20 protein-coding genes are annotated in these 21809 nt (G+C 57.4%); 14 read left to right on the top strand and 6 right to left on the bottom strand.

All coding sequences use genetic code 11. The annotated features are described in order from the left end of the window. Nucleotides 1-18: 18 nt before the first annotated feature. Genes yidD through ACGY09_RS15585 form a run of 4 tightly spaced genes read right to left on the bottom strand, consistent with a single transcriptional unit; the run spans nt 19 to nt 2079 of the window. On the bottom strand, nt 19-255 hold the full coding sequence (gene yidD, locus ACGY09_RS15600) for a membrane protein insertion efficiency factor YidD (protein WP_373649311.1): 237 nt from the start codon (nt 253-255) through the stop codon (nt 19-21). Beyond that, the gene (rnpA, locus tag ACGY09_RS15595; RefSeq protein WP_397568456.1) at nt 252-653 is read right to left on the bottom strand and encodes a ribonuclease P protein component; all 402 of its coding nucleotides are present in this window, start codon (nt 651-653) and stop codon (nt 252-254) included. Before rnpA ends, yidD begins: the two co-directional genes overlap by 4 nt. A gap of 2 nt (nt 654-655) precedes the next feature. Then, on the bottom strand, nt 656-1111 hold the full coding sequence (locus tag ACGY09_RS15590) for a hypothetical protein (protein ID WP_397568455.1): 456 nt from the start codon (nt 1109-1111) through the stop codon (nt 656-658). Further along, on the bottom strand, nt 1105-2079 hold the full coding sequence (locus ACGY09_RS15585; protein WP_373649314.1) for a DnaJ C-terminal domain-containing protein: 975 nt from the start codon (nt 2077-2079) through the stop codon (nt 1105-1107). Before ACGY09_RS15585 ends, ACGY09_RS15590 begins: the two co-directional genes overlap by 7 nt. Before the next feature lie 172 nt (nt 2080-2251). Here ACGY09_RS15585 and ACGY09_RS15580 point away from each other — a divergent pair, with 172 nt between their 5' ends. After that, nucleotides 2252-3934 carry a PQQ-binding-like beta-propeller repeat protein gene (locus ACGY09_RS15580; protein WP_397568454.1) on the top strand — a complete coding sequence of 561 codons (1683 nt, stop codon included), beginning with the start codon at nt 2252-2254 and terminating at the stop codon, nt 3932-3934. Between the two features lie 87 nt (nt 3935-4021). Here ACGY09_RS15580 and ACGY09_RS15575 read toward each other — a convergent pair whose 3' ends face one another. Continuing rightward, entirely contained in the window at nt 4022-5083 is a 1062-nt protein-coding gene (locus ACGY09_RS15575) for a tol-pal system YbgF family protein (protein WP_397568453.1), read from the bottom strand. Nucleotides 5084-5134: 51 nt separating this feature from the next. Next, nucleotides 5135-6100, bottom strand: a complete 966-nt coding sequence (locus ACGY09_RS15570; RefSeq protein WP_397568452.1) for a PDZ domain-containing protein — start codon at nt 6098-6100, stop codon at nt 5135-5137. A gap of 265 nt (nt 6101-6365) precedes the next feature. Here ACGY09_RS15570 and ACGY09_RS15565 point away from each other — a divergent pair, with 265 nt between their 5' ends. The 13 genes from ACGY09_RS15565 (at nt 6366) to ACGY09_RS15505 (ending at nt 21770) form a co-directional block, all read left to right on the top strand. Continuing rightward, nucleotides 6366-7718 carry a DNA-directed RNA polymerase subunit alpha C-terminal domain-containing protein gene (locus tag ACGY09_RS15565; protein WP_397568451.1) on the top strand — a complete coding sequence of 451 codons (1353 nt, stop codon included), beginning with the start codon at nt 6366-6368 and terminating at the stop codon, nt 7716-7718. A gap of 120 nt (nt 7719-7838) precedes the next feature. After that, entirely contained in the window at nt 7839-9221 is a 1383-nt protein-coding gene (locus ACGY09_RS15560) for a SpoIID/LytB domain-containing protein (protein ID WP_397568450.1), read from the top strand. Between the two features lie 647 nt (nt 9222-9868). Continuing rightward, nucleotides 9869-11623, top strand: coding sequence for a hypothetical protein (locus tag ACGY09_RS15555; protein WP_397568449.1), 1755 nt, complete (start codon nt 9869-9871; stop codon nt 11621-11623). 462 nt (nt 11624-12085) lie between these two features. Next, nucleotides 12086-12556, top strand: a complete 471-nt coding sequence (locus ACGY09_RS15550; RefSeq protein WP_397568448.1) for a hypothetical protein — start codon at nt 12086-12088, stop codon at nt 12554-12556. A gap of 56 nt (nt 12557-12612) precedes the next feature. Continuing rightward, nucleotides 12613-12927 (top strand): hypothetical protein, encoded by a 315-nt coding sequence (locus ACGY09_RS15545; RefSeq protein WP_397568447.1) that lies wholly within the window; start codon nt 12613-12615, stop codon nt 12925-12927. After that, nucleotides 12924-13874, top strand: coding sequence for a hypothetical protein (locus ACGY09_RS15540; RefSeq protein ID WP_397568446.1), 951 nt, complete (start codon nt 12924-12926; stop codon nt 13872-13874). The genes ACGY09_RS15545 and ACGY09_RS15540 overlap by 4 nt, the downstream gene beginning before the upstream one ends. A 3-nt stretch (nt 13875-13877) precedes the next feature. Continuing rightward, complete coding sequence (locus tag ACGY09_RS15535) at nt 13878-14081, top strand: hypothetical protein (RefSeq protein WP_397568445.1); 204 nt, start codon at nt 13878-13880, stop codon at nt 14079-14081. Beyond that, the gene (locus ACGY09_RS15530) at nt 14078-15325 is read left to right on the top strand and encodes a hypothetical protein (RefSeq protein WP_397568444.1); all 1248 of its coding nucleotides are present in this window, start codon (nt 14078-14080) and stop codon (nt 15323-15325) included. Before ACGY09_RS15535 ends, ACGY09_RS15530 begins: the two co-directional genes overlap by 4 nt. Before the next feature lie 236 nt (nt 15326-15561). Then, nucleotides 15562-15807, top strand: coding sequence for a hypothetical protein (locus tag ACGY09_RS15525; protein WP_397568443.1), 246 nt, complete (start codon nt 15562-15564; stop codon nt 15805-15807). 128 nt (nt 15808-15935) lie between these two features. Continuing rightward, the gene (locus tag ACGY09_RS15520; protein WP_397568442.1) at nt 15936-16283 is read left to right on the top strand and encodes a hypothetical protein; all 348 of its coding nucleotides are present in this window, start codon (nt 15936-15938) and stop codon (nt 16281-16283) included. Between the two features lie 482 nt (nt 16284-16765). Continuing rightward, nucleotides 16766-18160, top strand: coding sequence for a hypothetical protein (locus ACGY09_RS15515; protein ID WP_373649327.1), 1395 nt, complete (start codon nt 16766-16768; stop codon nt 18158-18160). Between the two features lie 272 nt (nt 18161-18432). Beyond that, nucleotides 18433-20994, top strand: a complete 2562-nt coding sequence (locus ACGY09_RS15510; protein WP_373649328.1) for a hypothetical protein — start codon at nt 18433-18435, stop codon at nt 20992-20994. After that, the gene (locus ACGY09_RS15505) at nt 20991-21770 is read left to right on the top strand and encodes a hypothetical protein (RefSeq protein WP_373649329.1); all 780 of its coding nucleotides are present in this window, start codon (nt 20991-20993) and stop codon (nt 21768-21770) included. The genes ACGY09_RS15510 and ACGY09_RS15505 overlap by 4 nt, the downstream gene beginning before the upstream one ends. Nucleotides 21771-21809: the final 39 nt, after the last annotated feature.

The following is a 21809-nucleotide window of genomic DNA, read 5'->3' as shown; positions in this document are numbered from 1 at the left end:
CGATCGGCCGACGCATGACTAAGGGGGGTCGAATCCGCCGGGGTGAAACGGATGACACCGGAGGATTCTCCAGATCCCTTTCCACGCCCCCACGATCGGGCCGTATTTCTCGACAGCTTCGATGAAGTAATTGCTGCACGACGGGTAGAACCGACAATTGCTGCCCAGTAAGGGACTGATCAGCAGTTGGTAAAGACGAACGACGCGGATCAGTACGACCGCCAGAAATCCTCGCAACAAGCGAACGATAATCATTGCGGCATCCGGGAAGACGGCGAATTTCGGCTCGGCTCGGCGGAATTCTGGTCCAGCCGCCGCTGCAAACGGCGGGACACATTCACCAGTGAGTGCTGATAAGCGTCGAGACTTGCCTTCTCTTTGGCCAGCGGGATGGCGATCAGGTCGACGCCCTGAGGGATCTCGAACTGTTTCAAGCGGAACGCTTCTCGAAGCAGCCGCTTCAAGCGATTCCTGACAATGGCACCACCATGCTTGCGCGAAACACTGAGCCCGATCCGCGTGACGGGACTGGAACTTCGAGCGGCGAACAGCAGCAGCACGCCATCCGCCGCTTTGCACTTGAGCGCGTAAACGCGTTCAAAGTCTGCTTTCGCTCGAAGATGTTGGGCTTTGGTGAAGGTGAACCGAGTCATGGTTAGTCATCTCTTTGATCACCTCGTCGATTACGATCCGGGTCGTCGAGTGGGGATTCAGTGACAGTGGGCTTTGCGGGTTTCAGGAACCAGAAGTCATCACAGATCGTTCGTTGCGGAGGCCCCACATTCCTTGCCAGGCGCCTCAGTCTTCTGGCCCAGACCATCGTCGCTGCAATGATCCCCACACCTAAGATGGCAATTCCACCCACGGCAGCCAAGGCGATCGAGGCTTTCCGTTTCTTCTCATCAGCCGTGAGTACGCCCGCTTCCGGGGCATCAATCTGGTCCGTTCGTCCGACAGCATCCACAGACGGGGCCAGATCCCCCGCCAGCGGCAGTCGCTCGTGATCCTGAGCCAGCAGGACCTGTGACACCAACACCGGCAAAACAAAGACCCAACTGCCGCAAGAGTAGCCCACCGCTGGCACGAAGGAACCAACGATTGATTTCACCATAGCCCCTCACGAACAGACGCTTCTCCTTCGGCGATTTGCTCGTAGAGCGTTTTCTCACGTTCCGTGATTTTCTTGGGCAGGACGATTTTCACCACGACAAACTGGTCACCCGGTTGTTTTGTGGCGGAATCGATGACTCCCTTGCCCCGAAGTCTGAGCTTCATCCCACTGGACGTTCCAGGCGGGACCTTGACCACAACAGGCCCTTCACTGAGCGTGGGAACGTCCACCTTTGTCCCCAGCACGGCTTCGCTGGGAGAGACGGGAACGTCGACCAGCAGATTAGCACCTTCCCGTCGGAAGTAGGGATGTGGCTTAACTTCAACCTTCAGCAGCAAATCGCCCGGGATACCACTGGAAGAACCTCCGCCCCCCTGACCCGCCAGTCGAATGACTTGCCCGTCGTTGACCCCCGCCGGGATCTTGACCCCCAAAGTTTCGATGGAGCCGCTTCGATCAATTCGCACATCAACCATTCCCCCCTTGACGGCTGTCTCAAAGGGAACCTGAACCGTCGCGCGGATGTCCTCACCTTTGAACGCACTCGCCCGTTTGCCTCGCGGCGAACTCGTCCGGGACGTGCCACGGTTCATGGAGCTGTTGAAAAGATCGCCCAGATCGATTCCCCCGCTACCGAAGAAATCACCCAGATCGATCGGGCCTGTTCCGTGTGCCGTATACCCACCCGGCCCCCCCGGACCGAAGGGCGAACCACCGGCCGAAGCTCTCCGCTGAAAATCGGCGCCGAACTGATCGTACTGCTGTCGTTTTTCTGTATCGTTCAGGACGTCATAGGCTTCCTGAATCTTCTTGAAAGTCTCGGCGGCCTTCGGATCGTTTGGCTTTGCATCCGGGTGATTGACCCGCGCGAGCTTGCGATAGGCTTTGCGGATCTCGTCCGCACTCGCTGTTTTCGAAACGCCCAGTGTTTTGTAGTAGTCGTCTGCCATGAGTGGTTGATGTCTCACAGTGAGTTCAAGGTCCGATCGGAAAATTCTAAGATTGTGTCTGAGATCGAACAAGGAGCATCTGTTGTTTTGCGAATAACCCCAGGCAGCCAGTTGACGATTCCACGAGTTCCACCGAAGATCGACTCAGAACGTCGTTGCGGCTTGTTTGGTTACGTTTGAGGATTATTCCGTGAGTTCCCCCCTTCCCCCCGACGTGCCTCACCAGACGAACCTTGCCTCAACCGGGTCCTTAAACGGCCGCTGGCGCTGGGGGGCCGCCATCCTGACTGTTGCGCTCGTCGCTCAGGCCGTACTTCTCACCTACTGGTGGGGAGACCCGACCCACTCCAAGATGTCGGTGCTGTTCGTGTGGCCCGCCGCACTCTTCGCCCTCACCATTTGGTGGGCGTTTTTTTCGGGCTGGTCACGAGGCGTTCGCTTCGGAACTTTGACTGCCATCGCGGCGTTGACGGTCGCCTTCTTCAGCCTTTACCGATTGGAATGGGATGGCGCGATGGTTCCGCGCCGGTTTGTGTTGCGGTCCAAACCGAGCGGAGAGGAGATCGCACGCCAATATCTGAAAGACCGACCCTCGAAAAGCGTCCCTGCACCGGATGCCGCCAACGCGCCCGAACAGGCCCCCCTGGTACTCACACCCGGCGACTGGCCAGGCTACCGGGGTCCGAACCGCGACGGCGTCATCACAGGGGGAGACCTTCGCCTTAACTGGAACGTCCAACCCCCGCGCGAAGTCTGGCGACACCCCGTCGGCCGTGCCTGGTCCTCTTTCGCAGTGATTGGAAACCATGCTTTTACTCAAGAACAACGGGACGACAAGGAATGCGTCGTTGCCTATCACGTCGAGACCGGCAACGAATTGTGGGTGCATGAGGACACGACCATCCTTTCGATCGTGGACGCTAACGGTGGCCCGGGACCCCACGCCACGCCGCAGTTCGATTCGGGATTGCTCTACTCGCTCGGCGGCACAGGAATCCTGAACTGCCTCGACGCGGCGTCCGGCAAACGAATCTGGACTGTCAATATCCTCGCCGACGCCGGCAAAGAGAATTCCCCTGTCCCCAACATTGAGTGGGGAATGTCATGCTCTCCTCTGGTGGTGGATGACCTGGTCATTGTCATTCCGGGCGGATCGGACGTGTCCGGTGGTGTGGGATTTGACCGGGGAGTTGCTGCATATCACAAAATTTCGGGACAACTCGTCTGGTCGGCCGGAAAACATAAATCCAGTTACGGCAGCCCGCGACTCGCCGAACTGGCTGGTGTCCGACAATTAATGATCCCAAATGCGGTTGGGCTCTCGGGCCACGACAGCGATACGGGCCGTGAACTCTGGTTCTTTCCACTGGAAAACGGGTCACACGTGAATTCCACGATGCCCTGGGTGATCGACGAACAGTCGCTGATTTTTGGAACCGGATACGGAGTTGGCTCGGTTCGCCTGCAGATTTCCCAGACCGGTGACAAATGGTCGGCGGAGCAGATGTGGAAGACAAACCGATTCCGCCCTAAGTTCAACGAATTCGTCGTCCATGAGGGACACGCCTATGGACTGGATGACGGTACCCTGGCATGCCTCGACATCGAAACTGGAAAAATCAAATGGAGACAAGGCCGGTACGGATACGGCCAACTCCTGCTTGTGGATTCAACATTGCTGATCATCACGGAGGACGGCGAGCTACTTCTGCTCCCCGCGGAACCAGTCAAACCCGAGGTCATTGCCAGTATGAAAGTGCTCGACAGCGGTTTCTGCTGGAATCATCCCGTCCTCGTCCGGGGCAAACTTCTGTTGCGAAACGCTGTGGAGGCGGTTTGCTTCGACGTCAGCAAACCCCAGAACGATGAGTGAAAAAGCGATGATGAAAGATCATCGGGGTCGTCCAACATCAATCCGTCCGCGGCATACTCTCCTCGCGAACTGGTCCGCGAAGCGACTTTATGGAGCAGCAGATTTCTCTCCCTGCAAGGCATTCCACGCCTTCTCGGCCACCGGCCCATAAGGGGTATCACCGTATCGGAAGACGACTTCACTGTAGAGATTCGTCGCCTGAATCGGGTCGCCGGCCTTTTCCAGAGACACTGCCGCTTCATAGCAGGCTCGGCTGCTAAGCCATCGATCTGAATCGTAGACCAGGGGCAGCCAGAGGTAAGCGCGAGCAGCCCGTTCGTACTCATGACGCTTCTGCCATGCTCGACCGATCACAAAGTAGACGCCGCTTCGCAGCTCCGTGGGATAAGCTTCAACGGCCTTGTGCCACCGCAAAATTTCATCAGGGTCAACGAGAACTTCGCCTCTCAACCTGACGCGCCACAACTGCATCTGAGCCCGCCGCTGAATCGCAATATCTGCCTCACGGGCGAGCCGCTGAAGAGTCTTCTCGGCATCGGCCCCCAGCTCGGCATCGGTCAGTAACCAGCTCGCTCCGACAAGTCGGGACAACGGCGTCGACGACAGTTCCATCCAGCGAGTGGCTTCTGATCTCAGCCTCCCTGCGGGGACCTCATCCGTCCAGTTAAGAGGGACCAGACCGTAATGAAACGTCTCGGGATCGGACTGCACGATCGACGAGAAACGGGACATCGCAGTGACATAATCGCCGCTCCACAGACTGCATCGAACCTGACCGGCCAGGATTTCCCGCCGGACCCATGGCCGATCTTCCTCCGGCAACGCAGCCGTAAATTCGGCGTTCGCAGCATCGGCCTTACCCGCGGCCAACAGTTTGCGAGCCTCCTCGTGGCGAGGCGTGTATTCCGTCGTGACCTCCACGATCTCAGCACGGGGAAAGTGACGGGCGCGAACATTGGGCCTCACCTTCAAGATCAATTCCCGCCCTGTGTAGTCTTCCACGTATCCGGTGATCGTGAAACGACTTCCTCCCGGCTGCTGAATCACGACTCGATCCTGGGCCACGAGCGGCGCAGCAGTCCTGAGAAACAGTGAGGCGATTGCACCAAAGATGAGTGGGTGAGCTATCCTGGTAAGCACTGTACTCAACGGGGCCCCCTCGGTTGCGACGGTATTTCGAATCTCAGGGGTTGCCAAATCTCAGGGTTGCTGAAGAGGCGCATTGGGTCGTGCAGGTCGAGTCCAACCCGAAAGCTTGGCGACGACTCTGCGAGTTTCTTCGCCTCTGCGAAAAACGATCGGAACCTGTTCACCCGGCTCTTTTTCGCCGATGATTCCGATAAGATCCTCAAAAGATTCCACGGGCCGATCGTCGATTTCAATCACTTCGTCACGGATCTTCATCCCTGCCAGCTCCGCTGCGGACCCTGGATCAATCCCGATGACAATACAGCCATCGTTGAGGTGACTTCCACGGATTCCCAGTCGGGCCGGCCCCCGGTGTTCAATCTTCAGAAAAGGGAGTTCCGCGAGCAGGTCGAGCTTCGTTTCTTCGGAAATGTTGATGCCGCGAATGATGTAGAGCTGGGTGATTGACGTCCGCAGATCCTCGATCCGCCCCAGCAACCGGAGCCCTTCTTCGCCCCCCGTCCAGTCCCGACCGAGCATGACGTATTCGATCGTGGGACGCCCGAGCGCCAGTCGCTCTGAGGAGGGTCGTTCCGAGAAATGAACGATTCCCCCCAACTTCTCGAACTTCGCGATGGCTCGCTTCTGACGGGTCTCAGAACCCGTATCGAACGCCCGTTCGGCACGCGAAGCCACGGCGAGATGCTCGTCAACTTTCAATCGCTGAAAAACCTGCTCTACCGCCTCGAAGGTTGCCTCATCCTCGCCGTTGTACAGTTTTTGTAAGACGTCGAAGGCGCGAACCGAAGCTTCCGGAGATCCTGATTCGGCGGCCCGTGCGAGCCCTGGAATTGCAACAACCCCTTGTCCCGTCAGACTTTTCGCCGCCAGCTCACGCCGCTGGAATTGCGGATGATCCAGTTCAGCAATCAGGGATTGAACGTGCTCAGGCAATGCTGCGTCAGCGACGTCTTCCTGGGCCGCTCTCACCAGTTGACACGAAAGCGTGAGAACGAGGAGAATCCGGAGGAAATGCATGTGACAGAACCTCGTCAGCGAAGCGACGTTGCAGAATGGCACCTTAACGATATAATGCACGATTCGTTGTTGAGGGCAAGTTCAATCATGGGTCGCAAGCGACATTTGACCTGACTTTGACAAATGGCGACGGTGTCAAGCAGTCATCGGTCGAAGATAAAGTACCCATGATTGACACGCGATTCGTCAAACCACACCCGGATCGACGTTCCCCTCGAAAGTATTGCGGGACTGCCAGTCCCCCCCAGAAAGGGTTGAACAGACTGTGATCAAGACGGCTGAACCAGTTAATATTCGTGGAATTCTGCAATCCAAGGGTCATATGACGGCTGACGAGTTCAGCCAGTTGAGGCGAGCAGTCGCCTCTGACCAGGTGGCTGCAACGCGACAAGAAATCGAGGCCTTGCTGCGCGACGTTGAGAGCGGTGCGGCCTCCAGCCAGGCGGTTCGCGCGGGAATCGGTGCTTACCTGCTCGCCCAGCATGCGATCGCCGAACGTTTGCTCTCTGGCGCCAGCAACGACGGCGTTGCCCTGTATGTTTTGGGTATGGTTTACCTGTCGCTGGAACGGTGGGACGAAGCCGACGAGAAGTTCGCCGCTGCAGCCAAAGCTGGCTACGACCCCGTTGAGTGCACAATGAAGCGGGCTGGGGCGATCCGACTGCAGGGGCGCCTCGAGGAAGCGGAAAGCACGCTGAAGCAGGCTGGGATGGAAGGCGCTCGACGAGCCGATTACTCCTATCAGATGGGCTGTATTCTGGCTGATCGCGGCGACACCTACGGTGCGATCGAGTACTTCGAACGCGCCGTCGACATGGATCCACACCATTCCCAGGCGCTGTTCCGACTGGCCGGTGAGAATGCACTTTACGGAAATGACAACGAAGCCATCCGGCTTTACGAGCAGGGTCTCAGCAAGGCACCGTTCTATCTCGGCGCTCTGCTGAATCTTGGTTTGCTGTACGAAGACAAGGGGAACTACTCCGCGGCAGCTTTCTGCTTCCGCCGCGTCCTGCAGCACGACCAGAACCACCCGCGGGCTCTGATGTACATGAAGGACATCGAAGCCACAAGTGAAATGTATTACGACGATGACATGGCGAAGAACGAGGCTCGGCTCGAGCAGCTGCTCAGCCGCCCCGTCACCGATTTCGAGTTGTCGGTTCGCAGCCGCAACTGTCTGGCGAGCATGGACATCCAGACGCTGGGCGATCTCACCAAGATCACCGAACCAGAACTGCTTCAGGGCAAGAACTTCGGCGAAACGTCGCTCGTGGAAATTCGCGAGTTGATGGCAGCACACGGGTTGCGCGTCGGCCAGAACCTCGCTCCCGCAAAGCCCAAAGAGAGCGGGGCCTGGCAAGGTGCTGGAAACTACGCGATCCTGCCAACCGACCTGTCCCCGCAGGAACAGGCAATGCTGGCCCGTTCTGTCTCCGACCTCAACCTTTCCGTTCGTGCCCGCAAGTGCATGGCCCGCCTGGGAATCACCAGCCTTGCTGAACTGGTACAACGAACCCCGGACGAGCTTCTGGCGACGAAGAACTTTGGGGTCACGTCGCTGAACGAAATCCGGCAGCAATTGGGCGAGATCGGGTTGAAGCTTCGCAACGACTGACAGTAGTCATTGCTCACTGTGGCGCGTGTTTTTCGAGTCGAAACCGTAACGCCGCGTCATCCCACAGCACGCTAGCAACGCCCTATCGGCAACCTTGTCGCCGTGCCCGGAAGCGCGAGAATGGTGGATCAAAAGCGACAGGCTGACAGCAAACTTGCTCGTCAGCCTGTCGCTTTTTTGCGCGCCGAACAGATCCGCAAATCCTCCTCCGCGCCGCACGCTCTCAAACTTGTTGGCCTCTCGCTGCTGGTCCTGCTGGCAGGCTTCGTCGCGATACAACTGCAGACCATCCCCCCTGCACTTCCTCCCCAGCTTCAGGTGGCCAAAAGCGCGCGTCTTCCTGCGCCCGCGAGGTTGCTGAAACAGGACGGAAAGACACCCGAAACAACCGAGCCATTAATCCGAGTCAATGTGACGCCGGGTGGGACCGATTCGTTCCGATTGGAAATTCGGGGTCAGTACAAATTGAGCGGGCTGGAGGCGAACCCGAATTCCGAGGTTTCCCTGAAGCTTCCCCCGGGCCCGATGACCGTCGAAGCGACGAAGACGGGGATGAAGCTGGGCACCGCCGAGACCTCCCTGACCCAGATCGAGATCGTCCCGGTGGAATCTCCTGCCATTCGGGTCGACGGCCATCTTTACCGCGGCCGCATGCGACTCTTCCGCCGCACTGATGGGAAAGTTTCTGCCGTCAACGTACTTCCCATCGAAGAATACCTTGCGAGCGTGGTCGACTCAGAGATGCCCGCGAAGTTTCCTGCAGCCGCCCGTGAGGCACAGGCAATCGTTGCACGCACGTACGCTCTCTATCAGGCCCAGCACGCCGATCCGAAGTCTGTGTTTGACCTCTTTTCGTCCCAGCGAAGCCAGAAGTACCTGGGGGTCGAATATGTGGATAAGAATAATCGCCGACTGGCAGGAGAGAGCGAGAGCAGCCGCCGTGCCGTCCGCGAAACTCGAGGAATCGTCTGTAAACTCGACGAGGAAATCTTCTGCACCTACTACTCGGCCGTCTGCGGGGGACAGACAATCAACGGGAAGGAAGTATTCAAAGATGCCACTGAGGCGTTGAAGTCCACTCAATGCGAATGGTGTCGTGAGTCGCCGCATTACCGCTGGACGACAGAGTTACCACGGGATGCGTTTGAGGCCCGCGCATTACCCCCTAAAGAGAAACCCAAGCTGCTCACGATCCACTCGATTCAGCAGTTGGTGGAACCCGGTCAGGGTTCCATCTGCCAGTTCAAGCTGAAGACCCCCGCCGACCTGCTCGCCGTCAATGGCATACAACTCCGTGATCGCATGCCGGTCGGAACACTCCCCAGCCCCCATTTTCATGTCGTGCTGCAGAAGGATAAAGTCATCTTCAAAGGACGGGGTCACGGACATGGAGTCGGCTTCTGCCAATGGGGAGCGAAGGGCCAGGCGGAAGCGGGGCGATCCTCTTCCGAGATCATCCGCCACTACTTCGCCGGTGCAAAACTGACGACTCTCAAGTACTAGACAAAGCACTGCGAATCCCCCGACAGAGGTCCCCCTCAAGCCACTTCGGCGATGACATGAGCTGCTCCTTGAATCTTTCTATTACGGTAGAGGCGTCAACCAAGTGACCAGCGATCCGTGTCCGAATCGCCTGATTTTTCGCTCCGGCAAATTCTGCCGGTGTGCGAAGTCCTTAACAAAATCGCATAACAGATTTCTTCGGTAAACGGTGCACGTCAGGTTCAGCACCATCGCGTCAGACGAAGCGGCAAATCTCAACGAAGCCACCCAAGCCACCCACCCCTCGCGAATCAACCCCCAACCGCTGTCAATCTCTTCGCAGCACGCCCATTCCACCGAACCCCTCACCATTACCCCACCAATCAAAATCGTATCTTGAGAATGACAGGTTCACGATTTGAGTTCCCACAGCAAGACAGGTTCAGCTCCCCAGTTGACTGCGAAGTAAAATCTTCGAGGACAGCGGTGAACATCGGGTACGGATTAGTGACGACGTGCACCCCACCCTGTCACCCGTATGTCACCGGGAAAAAGGAATTTTTCCCCGTCCTGACGTGCCAGGAAGGCGCGGCCGACCGGTTTCGTAACCCAGAAATGGAGACGAGGTGGCCATGCCGACCCAGAATCACTTACTCACAACTTCGCCTATGACTCACGACTTCATCCAGAGCGTTTTCTCTCGCGTTACACGCAACCGGGTCGAGCAGGTTAGTTTCACGCGTATCTCAATTCACCTTGTCGCATTGCTGGGCCTGATGCTGGGGTGTGTCACCTCAGCAAAAGCAGAAGAGACAATCACCGATGCACAGCGGCGATCGACAGCCGTAGCCCTCAACTACAGCCGCGCGTCCCTGCACCGCATTCGAAAGAATTCGTCCGTCCGCGTACTGCTTGAGGAACAGGAGAAGATCCTTAACCACCTGGATCTGAATGGCATCGCCGACGAAGAAGTGTTGAAGCTCTACTCGTCGGTTCTCGACGAGATCTCCAATATCCAACTCGCCGATCGTGAACGGATCGTGCTGCGCGAACGGTACTCGCGGGCGTTCCAGCGGGATCTGGGGATCAGCACCTTTGAAATTGCGGCCCAGGTCGCGACTGCGCAGTATGTGTCCGCCGTCCGAACGGGTGCCAACAGTTGGTGGGACCATCGCAACCAGTCGGCAAGCCACGAATTAGACATCTGGCAAGTCGATAAAAAGCAGATGAACCTCGTCGTGGACAAGTCGAGCCAGTTTCTCGATGTATCGTGGAAAATGGCCCGTGCCAAAAAAATTCCCGACCGCTGGCTGATCCGCAGTGATGATCTGGAAAAGCTTGAGCAAGCCCAGCGCGAGACGGATCCGAGTGTGCGTCTGCGCATTCTGAAACGGATGGAAGGCTTCATGGAATGCTATCCTCCCTACTGGTATTACGTCGCAAGAACCCAGCAATCGATGGGACAACTTTTCGCTGCCAATGAGACCTATGAGAAGCTCGTCGCAATCGGAGACGGGCACTTCCGAAAAGATGAAATGCTGGCGGCCGGACTGGCAAACCGGTCCATCATTCAGGCTTTTCTGAGCCAGCCATCTGCAGTCGAAACCGCTCAGAAAGCCATGAGCTATTCAGCCGAAGCATGGGAAGCCAACCTGATCTGCGCCAATGTCCTGCAGCGATCGGGCCGGTTTGACGATGCGGAAGATGCCATTCTCAGGAACCTTGACGTCAACCTTGAGAAAACCCAGAGCCGTGTTGCACTGCTGGGGTTGTACTACTCGTCTGACAACAAGGCGAAGCTTGCCTCGCAGCTCCAGGATCCGGATTGGGTCAAAGACATCCCGGCACAACAATTATTGCTGTGCGCCGCGAAGCTGGGGCCGGGCAATGTTCCAGAAACCGTCATCGATCAGTTAACCACATCTCTGCAGGGGACACCGCGACTCAACATTGGCCGGGACGACTTCGTCGTGGCTGTCAGCCCCACTTGGCATCTCCAGAACGCCGCCGTTTCGCTGCAGTGGGGAGATAAACTCTTCGCGAATCCACGCCTGACCTCAGCGCAAGACTCACTCTTGTTAAGTTTCGATGGCATCGTCGAGATGGGGACCGTTTCAACGGCCGGTCGTGACAATCAACCCGTCGCCCTGATTGTGAAATATCCCGATGCCGCTCCGGTGAAGATCGTTTTAAACTCGCAGGGGGATCCCTATCGAGCCTCAGAGTCCAATATTTCCCTTGTCGCACGCCGACATCCCGTCTATCGAATCACCGCTTTGGAACAGAACGACTTCCGAATGTCGCTGAACTCTGTCGCGTTACTGCCCGATGTCGATGCGCGACCTCTCCGCGGACAGACACCGACCAGACCTCCCTTCAAAACGATCGAAGATCCCATTAGCGACGATACCGACGGTCGATGAACTTTCCGCCGTCGTCATCTCCAGGTGACGACCTGAGGCTGATGGGTTGAACGCCTGATTCCGGGCCCGGGGTGTTGAGTCGCGATCAAGACTCAACACCCCGGGCTCTTCTCACGTCCTCAGAAGGGGCAATACTGGTTCCATGCTTGCCATCTGCGAGCGAATGTAACGACCTCGCCCTCCCCCCCCTAGTCCCGGACACCCCTTAATAAGACCGCGAGAGGTGCAGCAACAGAGGCCACGACTAAACAACCGCCTTAGTCGCCCAGCACCTCCCAACACGTTTGCGACAATTTTTCTTATCTTTTCTATTGACATTTTTTCACGCCGCGACATAATCTCTCACGTCGCCACTCCGGTCATCAGATCGAATCACCGCTGGAGGGTTAATCACGCACCACGCTGACAAAGCAGGTTCGTGGTCAATCTCAGCGGTTTTTCCGTTTTCTGGAGTGGACCATCATGCATTATCGAACCGCGTCCTACCTGATTGCCGCCGCGATCGGCTGTGCAATCATTCTTGTCCTCACCTGCAACGCCACCGTTGTCCCGCTGGTGGCCAGGGGAGCGGGCCCCGACGGAGTGCAGGTAACCTCCTCGGGCTGGCTCGCACTTCTTTTCTCCGCACTCGGTACAGGTGGCTTCACCCTGGCGGGAATCGTCGCCGCCATCCTTTCGGTGCTCACGCGAAGCCTCGGAGGGTCTCTCAGCCAGAATCAGGCGGATGAGTTCGCGACGGAAATTGTGGAGCTGACTTCTGCTTTCGCCGCCCTGATGAAAGACAAAACCAATCGCGCCGCCCAGCGGCGGTTCTTCTTCGCGTTTGTCGACGCGACCAGCCTTATCCATGGGTGCACGGCCACATACGAGAACGGCGTCGTCATCCTGCGATACACCGGACATACGGAGTCTGTGGAAGAAGCCCAGGCGTAATCCGACACCGATCAGCACTCTCAGTTTGCACCACGACAGTCTGAAAGGAGGACAGGATGCGCACGATCGCCATATCGCTTTTACTTTCGTTGCCTGGTTGCGGCCCCTTCACGACGTATCCCCAACCACACGAGCCGGTCCCGGTCCAACCAGCCGTCGTCGAGACAATCTTCACGGTCTTGGCGGACTGCATCGACGATCCGGACACGTACCCGCACAACACGACTCAGTTGGAACTCATGCTGCGGCATCTGCGGACGCGGCAGCAGATCACCGATGAGCAGGTTGCGGCGGTGAAAGCTGTCGTGGATTGCTCGAAGGAAGTGGAGTTGACCAAGGCCGACGCGGAGAAGATTCGGGGGCTGAAATGACCACCAACTTCGGCTGGGTTTACGACGAAGAGCGTATCGCAGCGGCGACGGAGCGGCTTGAGAAGGCTGGTTACACGCTCTCATACGACGCTGACCGTCCTCAGATGCGGGGATTCTGGGAGCGACAGAAGTCTCGCGGGGTGACTCGCGTTCTGGCTCAGGATGATGAGCTGACGCTGAACGGTGCCTGGCGGAAGTCGAATCACCAAGCTCGCGGGACGTGCGTTCAACAGGGAAGCGAGCGGGCCATCGAGGATGTGCAGATCTCGCGGCTGGCCGACAAGGCTTTCATCGGGGTCTATACGCAGATCGCCGGTGAAATCATGTACGGATGGTGCCGGAACAAGAACGGCTGGTCGAAAACTCACGCCTGGGGCTGCAAGTGTGGGAACTGCCCGGATGGGATGACGGGAGTCGAGGCCGCAGAGTTCTTCGCAACCAAGGGAGTGATTCGCCGGGCGAACTACACCGCTGCGGGGATCGACCTGAGTCAGCCACGCGAGGATCTGGCGATTCAGTGGAATAACATCGGTGTTCCCGAAGTGCTGATCGCGGCGGCGGCGTTCCACAAGATCGAATGCCATCGGTCCATGACCTGGACCGACTACGAGGATCCCATTGCGGCGAAGAACTGGGGGCATGTCTGTCTGCCTCAGATCTTCAAGGGGACGCGGATCGATCGATTCGGCTGCTGTGAACCGGATGACAACGGCGGCCACTGTACCGAATGCTGCGGGATCGTTGTTCTGCCCAGCGGCGAGACCGCGTTCATCATGCAGCAGTCCTGGGGCGAGGCGTGCAAGTACCCGGTTGCGGTGCAGACGGTCAGCGGTCCCGTGAAGTTGCGGCCGGGTTCGTACGCGGTCCGCAAGGGGGTCCTGGAAGGGATCGGTCGGCAGGTTGAGTTGATTTCGTGCGATATTCCAAGTCCATCCTCGTTTAGGTGAAGCATGCCGTCGTACATCACGGTCAGGATACAGAAGGATGGATGGGACATTGCGACATCCATTTCAGTCCCTGTGCGGGAAGAGTGGTCGCACGAAGAAGCAGTCCAGCAAATTAAGGATCGGATCGAACGAGAACTCGACAGATACGCAATCGCTGAGGTGCTGAAGAACGTCGGCATTTCCGAAGAGGAGGCGAGAACACAATGAATTACGACTACCAATACGGACGCGACCCATTCGACGACGACGATGCTGAGAAGGAAAAGCACGCTTCCGTGAAGCTGGTTCTGATCGTTGTGATCATCCTGCTGTCGCTGGCCGCGTTCTGCTACGCAGGTCCGAAAGAGCGAGTCGCCATCGCCGAAGCGGCTGTCTGGTGTGCTCAGAACCAGTTCCCTGAGGGCGAGAACGACTACGACGGGAGCAAGGCGGGCAACATTCCGGAAGCTCCGGAGAGTTCAGAGCCTCGCATCGAGTACGCAGCGGGCCTGACGCCGATCACGACGAACGTCGAGGGACTCACCGCCACGATCTACACCGCGGAGTCTCGCAACGGGGACGGCTGGTGTGCTCGTTGCAATACGCTCAAACGAGACTGGGGCAACGGAAACGCCCAGGTGCGGCTTTTATGGTCCCGCGATCCTGTTCCCGAACGTGGAGAAGCGATCTATCCGGCGATCCGGTTCAACGGCGTCGGCGGATATTCCATGCCCACCCAGGGCGGACGATACTTCATCCCCGCATCCCTTGGCGAACTTGAAGCCATCCTCGAAAAGCATTCGGGTGAAGCGTCACAAGCGGTGGCGGCGGTGAGCGGATCAGCCGGGGCGATCCACGCGAAGGATCACGTTCGGGCTGTCTTGGCCTGGTGGCGAGCGAACATCGGCGAGGGTGTCAAAGCCGAAATGCGGTGGGACCGGTCGGGTGCTCAGTCGTTCCCGTTGCTCGCGAAAGCGGATTGGTCCCCCGTCGCAGTGTTCGGGAAATATGGGCACATGGACCTGTCCGCAAAAGGGGCTGTCGGCCTTCCCGTAGATGCGATCGGCTTCGGCTACCGCGTGGACGGCGACGATATCACGATCGACGCAGACCCGCTGACGCTGAAGGGACTGGGGCAGGCGTTCAATCCAGCTGCCAAGCAATCCTTAACAACTGGTCCCAGTCAGATCGGGCCGGGGGCAGTCCTGACGATCGTGTCCGTGGTCCGTGGTCTGTGGAGCCTGCTCAACCCGAGTGCGGATCTGCAGCTCGGCGGCAACGTCTCAGCAACAGCAGCTCTGACCGGTGACACGCTGGCGATCGACTTCCAGCAATGCCCCTCGGTGAAGCTGGTCGCGTTGTTCACGTTCCAGTTGCGAGTCGATCGGGTCGAGATCGTGGAAGACAAGCAAGTGCGGGTCGTGTTCGGTGGCTCGCGGCTGATCAAGGAACGGACTTTCAGTCTGAAGTAACAAAACAACCGGTTAAGCGGTCCCGCATGAATCATGCTCGCATGATCAAGCATGGAATGCCCACAGGCAGGGAGGCTTATACCGAGCCGGAGATTCGTTTCCGGCTGAATTTTCGGAGCCCTTCGCTTCGGGAACTCAGTTCCAACACGGAAAGGGGGGAAGCAATGACGAGGCTTTGGAGGTGGCTGTCGCAGTTGGCAGTCGGTCGTAGTGTGGTTTTTGAGAAAGGAGACAAGATGGCGGAAGAGACGATGACACTGGAGGTCCCGGAAGAACTGGCAATTCAGTTCAAAGAAGCACAAGAGGCCCTGGCTCTGGCTGAGGCGGCAGACGTTGCCGTATCCGAGGCAGAACAGGAACTCGTCGAGGCACAATCCAATCTTGAGTTTGCCGTCAGCGAACAACTGACCGCACATCAGGAGGCGAATGCCCAAGCCCAGGACGTTCTTGAGGTCGTCCGGACACTTCTCAAGATCGCTTGATCCCGATCTTCGCTGAAATGGAACCGCGCCGCGACTGGGAGAGAAGATGCTCCACGGCCCACAGTCGCGGCGCCTTTTGACTCGCTACGAAATGTTAGATCAGCCTTCGCCAAACGACAGGAAGACAGATGTCAGAACCAAGCCAATCCCGTCAGCCCATCACGGTCGATTACTTCAGTCCTTGGGAACGACGCCTGGAAAAGCACGGGTGGCCCACGCTGCTCCTGATTCTTGTCGGTCTGTTCATCTGGCGGTTCTCGGACTGGTTTCAGCCCAAGATCGACGAAGCGATTAATGCCCATTTCCGATTTATGGAAGCAGTAAAATCGACACAGGAACAACAGGCCATTAACGGACACGAGCTGGCCACGCAGCAGACACGAATCAGTCAAATCCTGGATCGGCAGGAACGCCGGGACGAAGAGATGGCAGATCGAATCAAGGACGTTCACAAAGCGGTGATGAATCCGAAGTAACAACGAGGTGCCGAACGCACCTTCCCCAGCAAACGGGTTCAAGAATCAAGCCTCCGAGGCAACGAAACTCCTGTGGGAAATTGCGATCGAATACAACAGACTGCGTAAGCATTTCGCCCGCTGAAGCGATCAACTTTGCTTCACCATCTGAAGCAATTTCATCCACAACAACTGCAACGCAAGTCGACGCTCAGTTGTCCGTGCGATGTGTCGTCCGCCAGAAAAGCGAGCGGCCGCTGAGGCGACGGCAAGACGATTCCATGCGTAATCGATACAAGCCACCCTCGCCTGACAATGAATTCATCACAAATGATCGAGGAAGACTTTTCTCAACCGGAATATCGCATCATAGTGGCATTTTGCGACACAGAGGGACGATCAGCGTTCAAATCACCATCCTGCCTGGAAAAGTCGGAATGAGAACGCGACCACGAAGAACAGTACGACCTACTCAGCACCGATTGAGTATCGGAAGGGAAAATATGCAGCCAGTGGTCCTGATTTGCGGAATCCTGCTCGCTTCAACATTGGCATTTGCTGATGACGCTCCTTCAACTGCCACAGCCAAGCCATCCTCCGGCAGGGGTAAAGTCTGGTACCTGGACCCCGAAAAAGGGAGCACCCCTGTGAACGCCAGAGACCTCAAAAAAGGGGATGGCTCCAAAGAGAACCCCTGGGGCACTTGGGAAAGCGTGGTGAATGCCCGCCTGATCAACGGATCGAACCCGTCCAAAGGAAAAATCCACGCGGGTGACACCATCCGGCTGAGAACGGGAAATCATGGCCGAATCGCGATCCAGGGTGCTGACTATACGGCAACGTCGATGATCACCGTCGAAGCAGACGAAGGGCACAAGCCCGTCGTCACCCAGTTTCTGGGTGGAGCGGGTATCAAGAACTGGACTTTCCGGAACATCGCTTTCCACTGCACCGATGGGGAACTCGTCAAGTACTTCATGATCTTCCGCCTCTCCGATGCGTCGGATGTTGTGATTGAAAAATGTTCGTTCAGAACAGCCGGAGATGCTACGAAGTGGAAGGATAAGGAGTGGGAAACGATGTGTCCCTGGTACGGCCTTTGGGTGAAAGGTCGCAATCTCAGGATCGCCGAGAATCATGTTTTTGGTGTCGAGAACTGCATCGCCGTCGACGGGGATGAAATCGAGATCGACAACAACCACCTTGAGTACTTCATCAACGATGGGATCGAGCACACCGCCAGCAATCTCAAGATCACCCGCAATCGAATCACCGATCTTTACGACCTGAAGTCCAACGAGTTCCACCACGACGGGATGCAGGGTTGGAATTTCAAGAAAGAACCTCTGTCGAACGTCGTGATCGACAGTAACTACGTGGCCTTCTCGACCGGCAAATATGAGGCGGTCCCGCCGATCAGCGAAGCGGTCTTCCAGGGAATTGTGATCTTCGACGGTCAGTTCGAGAACGTGAAGGTTTCGAACAACTTCATCCTGGTCACCGCCTTCCACGGGGTCGGTCTCTACGGCGTGCACGACTGCGTGATTGAGAACAACACTGTCATCTACCAGGGAGACGCCTCGCGGGCTCCGTGCTGGATCGGCGTGTTCTCCCGCCGGGCCACCGAAGGCGCCTCCGAACCAAAGAACGTCCTTGTGAAGAACAATATCGCGCCGACTTACAACCTGTTCGAGCGTGGGATTGAGGTCGAGAATAATTTCTCGTTTCGAGTTCCACCCAAGCCTTGGGACAAGTCAGTCCAGGTCGTGAAACCAGAGAAGACCTTCAAAAAGTTTAATCTTGAAAAGGCGGATTTCGATCTGGATATCCGGGAAGAAAGCCCTGCTGCCGGGAAGGTGAAGACCACCCGGGTCAACCCCGCAGGGGCACGTCAATAGCAGTGCGAACGGTACGGCAAGGTTGCCGGTAATCTCGCACTCCATCTGAAGCGGGCACCCCTCACGGTGCTGAGGACAGCGACGCAAGTCTCGTGAAGACTGTGTGAGGGTGGGTCCGTGCGCGCCTGGCGCACAGTGACCACGGGAACGGCACGGGCCGTGACAATCTGACGTGCGTTTAGAGACAGACATCTCTCCCGAACACTCGCGGGATCGACTCAGTTTTGAGGCAGAGATCGACAACGTTCTCGCTTTCGACAAGGGATTAATCGATGGCAACGGGCAGTATTCTGGGGGTGAATATTCTGACGAATGGAGCATTCGCCGATATCACGATTGAAGGGTTGAGTACGGGGGGGACGTACGATTTCGGTCTCGGCCCTGGCAATCATCCTGCAACGGGTTCCCCGAAGGTGGTGTTTCATGTGGTGTCTCAGGGCTTTACGAACGGCGTGCTGGGAACGCGCACGCGTACGATTTACGGGACATATTGGGTACGCAAACCTTTTTCCGTCTCTGGAAACGAATTCACTGCGCAAGAATCAATGACCGGAACGGACGTCACCGTCCGCATCGCATTGAGTGAGAGTATTTATGACTCGGACAATAACACTGGAGGAACAGGTGGTCATTCCGGGGTGGCACCGACCGTCACCATTGCGTCGGGGTTCTACACCGCTGGCGGAACACCCAACCTTCCGACCACGTCGTTTGCTGTCACGAACAACTCGACACTCGCTTACCCACGAGTCATTGGAAACATTTCACGCCCGATCGCGTATGAAAAGGTGGGTACGACGTGGCGCGTTGCCGTCGCGGTGTTCCATGGTCATGCGATGCAAGGTCAGCAAGTCGACTGCGTCAAATTCACGGCGGCCGATGCCAGTGGACATTCCACTTCAGCCACGGTCAATGCAGCCACAATCGATTCAACATACGGTGACGCGGTTCCCGTGATCGAGCATCTTGCAGACCTGAACACCAGTGGCTTTACGCAAGGTGACATTGGCACCCTTCACTATATCGCCTATCCCTGGATCGGAAACGGCGCAAGTGTTCTGGATACTGCCGGAACGACCAGCGGCAGCATTCCCGGGACTGGCTCGGCAGCCGCGCCGTCTCCTTACTATGGTCCGATATCCTTCGTCTGTGACCCGGCAGGCACCTACTGTCGATCTTACGTCGTGGTCGATGCAGCCAACGGCAATGACGGCACCGGCGCGGTTGGATTGGGGGTACCGGAGTCGACGGCCCCTCCCGCCCCCTACGCGACGATCTCCGGTGCCTATAACGCTCTGCGAACCTACAACAACTCAAACTATGGCAGGAATAACTGCGGGGGCTCGACGATCTATCTGAAGGACAATGCGGGCGAAGTGAACAACTTTGCCTGGCTCGGCGGAACACCGACAATCGGCACCCGTCCCGCCTGTGTCTTGACGATCACGCGGTTCCCGGGACACAGCCGCGACAACGTCGTCGTCTCCAGTTCCAGTGGAGGAAAGAACGCGGGAGAACTGGTGAGCCTGGTGGGAGTGAAGCTCACGGCAACGAATGCTGTCGGAGTCTTCGACCCCTCTACTGCAACGTCGTACATGCTGTTCGACCAATGCGAGTTTAATGTTTCCGTGATCCCGACGATCTATCGAATCGGGGTCTGGCACATGACTCGGTGTCGAATTCTCAATTTCACCCAGGGCTGGACGAACTATGGAGCGGTCAATGCCTCTCCGGGACTCTGTCGCGGCAACACGATCGTCGATAGTTGCACCAGCCTGGGAGCCAACTCTGCCTATACGGTGCTGGGGAATCTGAAAACATCTCCGCTCGCCCACAGCATCGGAGCGGCTCTCACGGGGGCGGCCCCCAACTCACAGAATATTGTCGTCGCCTACAACCGCATTACCGCCGGAAACACAAACGCGGCGATCCTTCGTGGCGGTGAGAACGTCAATCCGCACGGGTCGGCGTTTGTGCAGAACGTCCTTGAAAACTGCAACAACCTGTCCCCTGCTGTTCAGATCGCGGCCGATCGCAGCAACACCCACGCAAATAACATTCTGCTCGTTCACAACGTCGTCGTCGGGCAACGATGCTCACTCGCCTATAACGAGTACGGCGCAGCGGGCTACGACAGGTTGAACTGGTTCATCAAGAACAATGCCGCAGACGACTTCAACATTAAGTCGGACACGTTCCTGGGAGTGAATTCCAGCGGTACACGAACATTCAATGCAGGGACAGTGACAGTCACGGTGACTCAAAGTGGTCATCAATACCTGAATGGAGACCTGCTTTACATCACCTCCGTGGTGCCGGCGGCCTATAAAACAGATGGGGCTGTGATCAGCAATGTGACCGCTAACACGTTCCAGTATTCGTTCGCCTCTGCCAGTGACCCCGGCCCCATCACATCGATTACTGTCGCGCCGCATCCCGCGAGAATCAGGAACTGGCCCGTCGTTTACGGCGTGAACTCAACGGGAAACGTCTGGGCCGAAACGGCAGGAATCGGCGCCGCGACGGACTTCATGCCCAATTTCACTGGACTCAAATGCCAGCCGCCTACGGTCTTCAGTGAGCCCCCCAAGTCCTTACCCAACACCATCACCTACCTCAAATTCGTCAACCGCAGAAGTTTCAACGGAACAACAACCGGCACTGGGGGGGGTGACTATCACCTTCAGCCTGACTCACCCGCAGTCGGAAACACGATCGACTGGGTCCTGCCCTACGGTCTCGACGGCAAGCCAAGAAAACCCAATGGAGCAGCTGGGGCATACGAATACTCTGACTCTGCTGGACTGATGCTTCGTAGAAGGAGAATGAAATGATTTTTGATAGCGGTGCCACGAATCAGTCAATCGATGTTCAGATTGTCGACGACTCGGGCTTGCCTGTGACAGGTCTGCTGGCGGCGGGCTTCCCGACACTGAAGTACTCGACAGCCGGCGCCCATGCGGATGTGACATTTCCGGCACTGACAGACCTGGCCGCAATCACGACCGGATACACTTCCGGGGGAGTGAAGGAACGAGGCGAAGGCGTCTATCGCCTTGATTTGCCCGATGCAATCTTCGCGGCGGCCGGACAGGTCAGAATCCGGGGCGAAGCCAGTGGCAAGCATCTGATTGTCGATACGATCGAGATCGCTCCTCCGGTCAACACGGTCCGACTGAACGGGGCTTCGCAAACGGCGAGAGACATCGGCGCGAGCGTTTTGCTTTCTCCCGGCACAGGAGCAGGCCAGGTATTGCTGACGGCGGGTGCGATCGAGACGACCGATTCGGCCTCGGTCGCAGCGATCAAAGATAAGACCGACAACCTGCCTGCGAATCCTGCAGCAGCAGGTTCACAGATGGATCTCGTCGATGCCCCTAACGCAACCGCGATCGCGTCGATCGTCACCGCCATTATGAATGGAGGATCGATCGACGGAGCCACGCTGCAGGGTGTTTTGCGACTCATCGCCGCTGCCGTGATCGGCAAGGTGGCGGGCCTGCCGGGAACGATCGTGACCCAACGGGCCATCGACGACAGCAAAGTCCGTTTGTCGCTGACGCTCGACAGCAGCGGCAACATCACCTCGGTCATTACCGACGCAACGTGATGAAACCGAACGGGGTCGAAACTCCATCCAGATCAGGCA

This window comes from Schlesneria sphaerica, assembly GCF_044336245.1.
GTDB lineage: Bacteria > Planctomycetota > Planctomycetia > Planctomycetales > Planctomycetaceae > Schlesneria > Schlesneria sphaerica.
The sequence above is the reverse complement of the archived record's forward strand: the minus strand, read 5'-3'. Positions and strand labels throughout refer to the sequence as shown.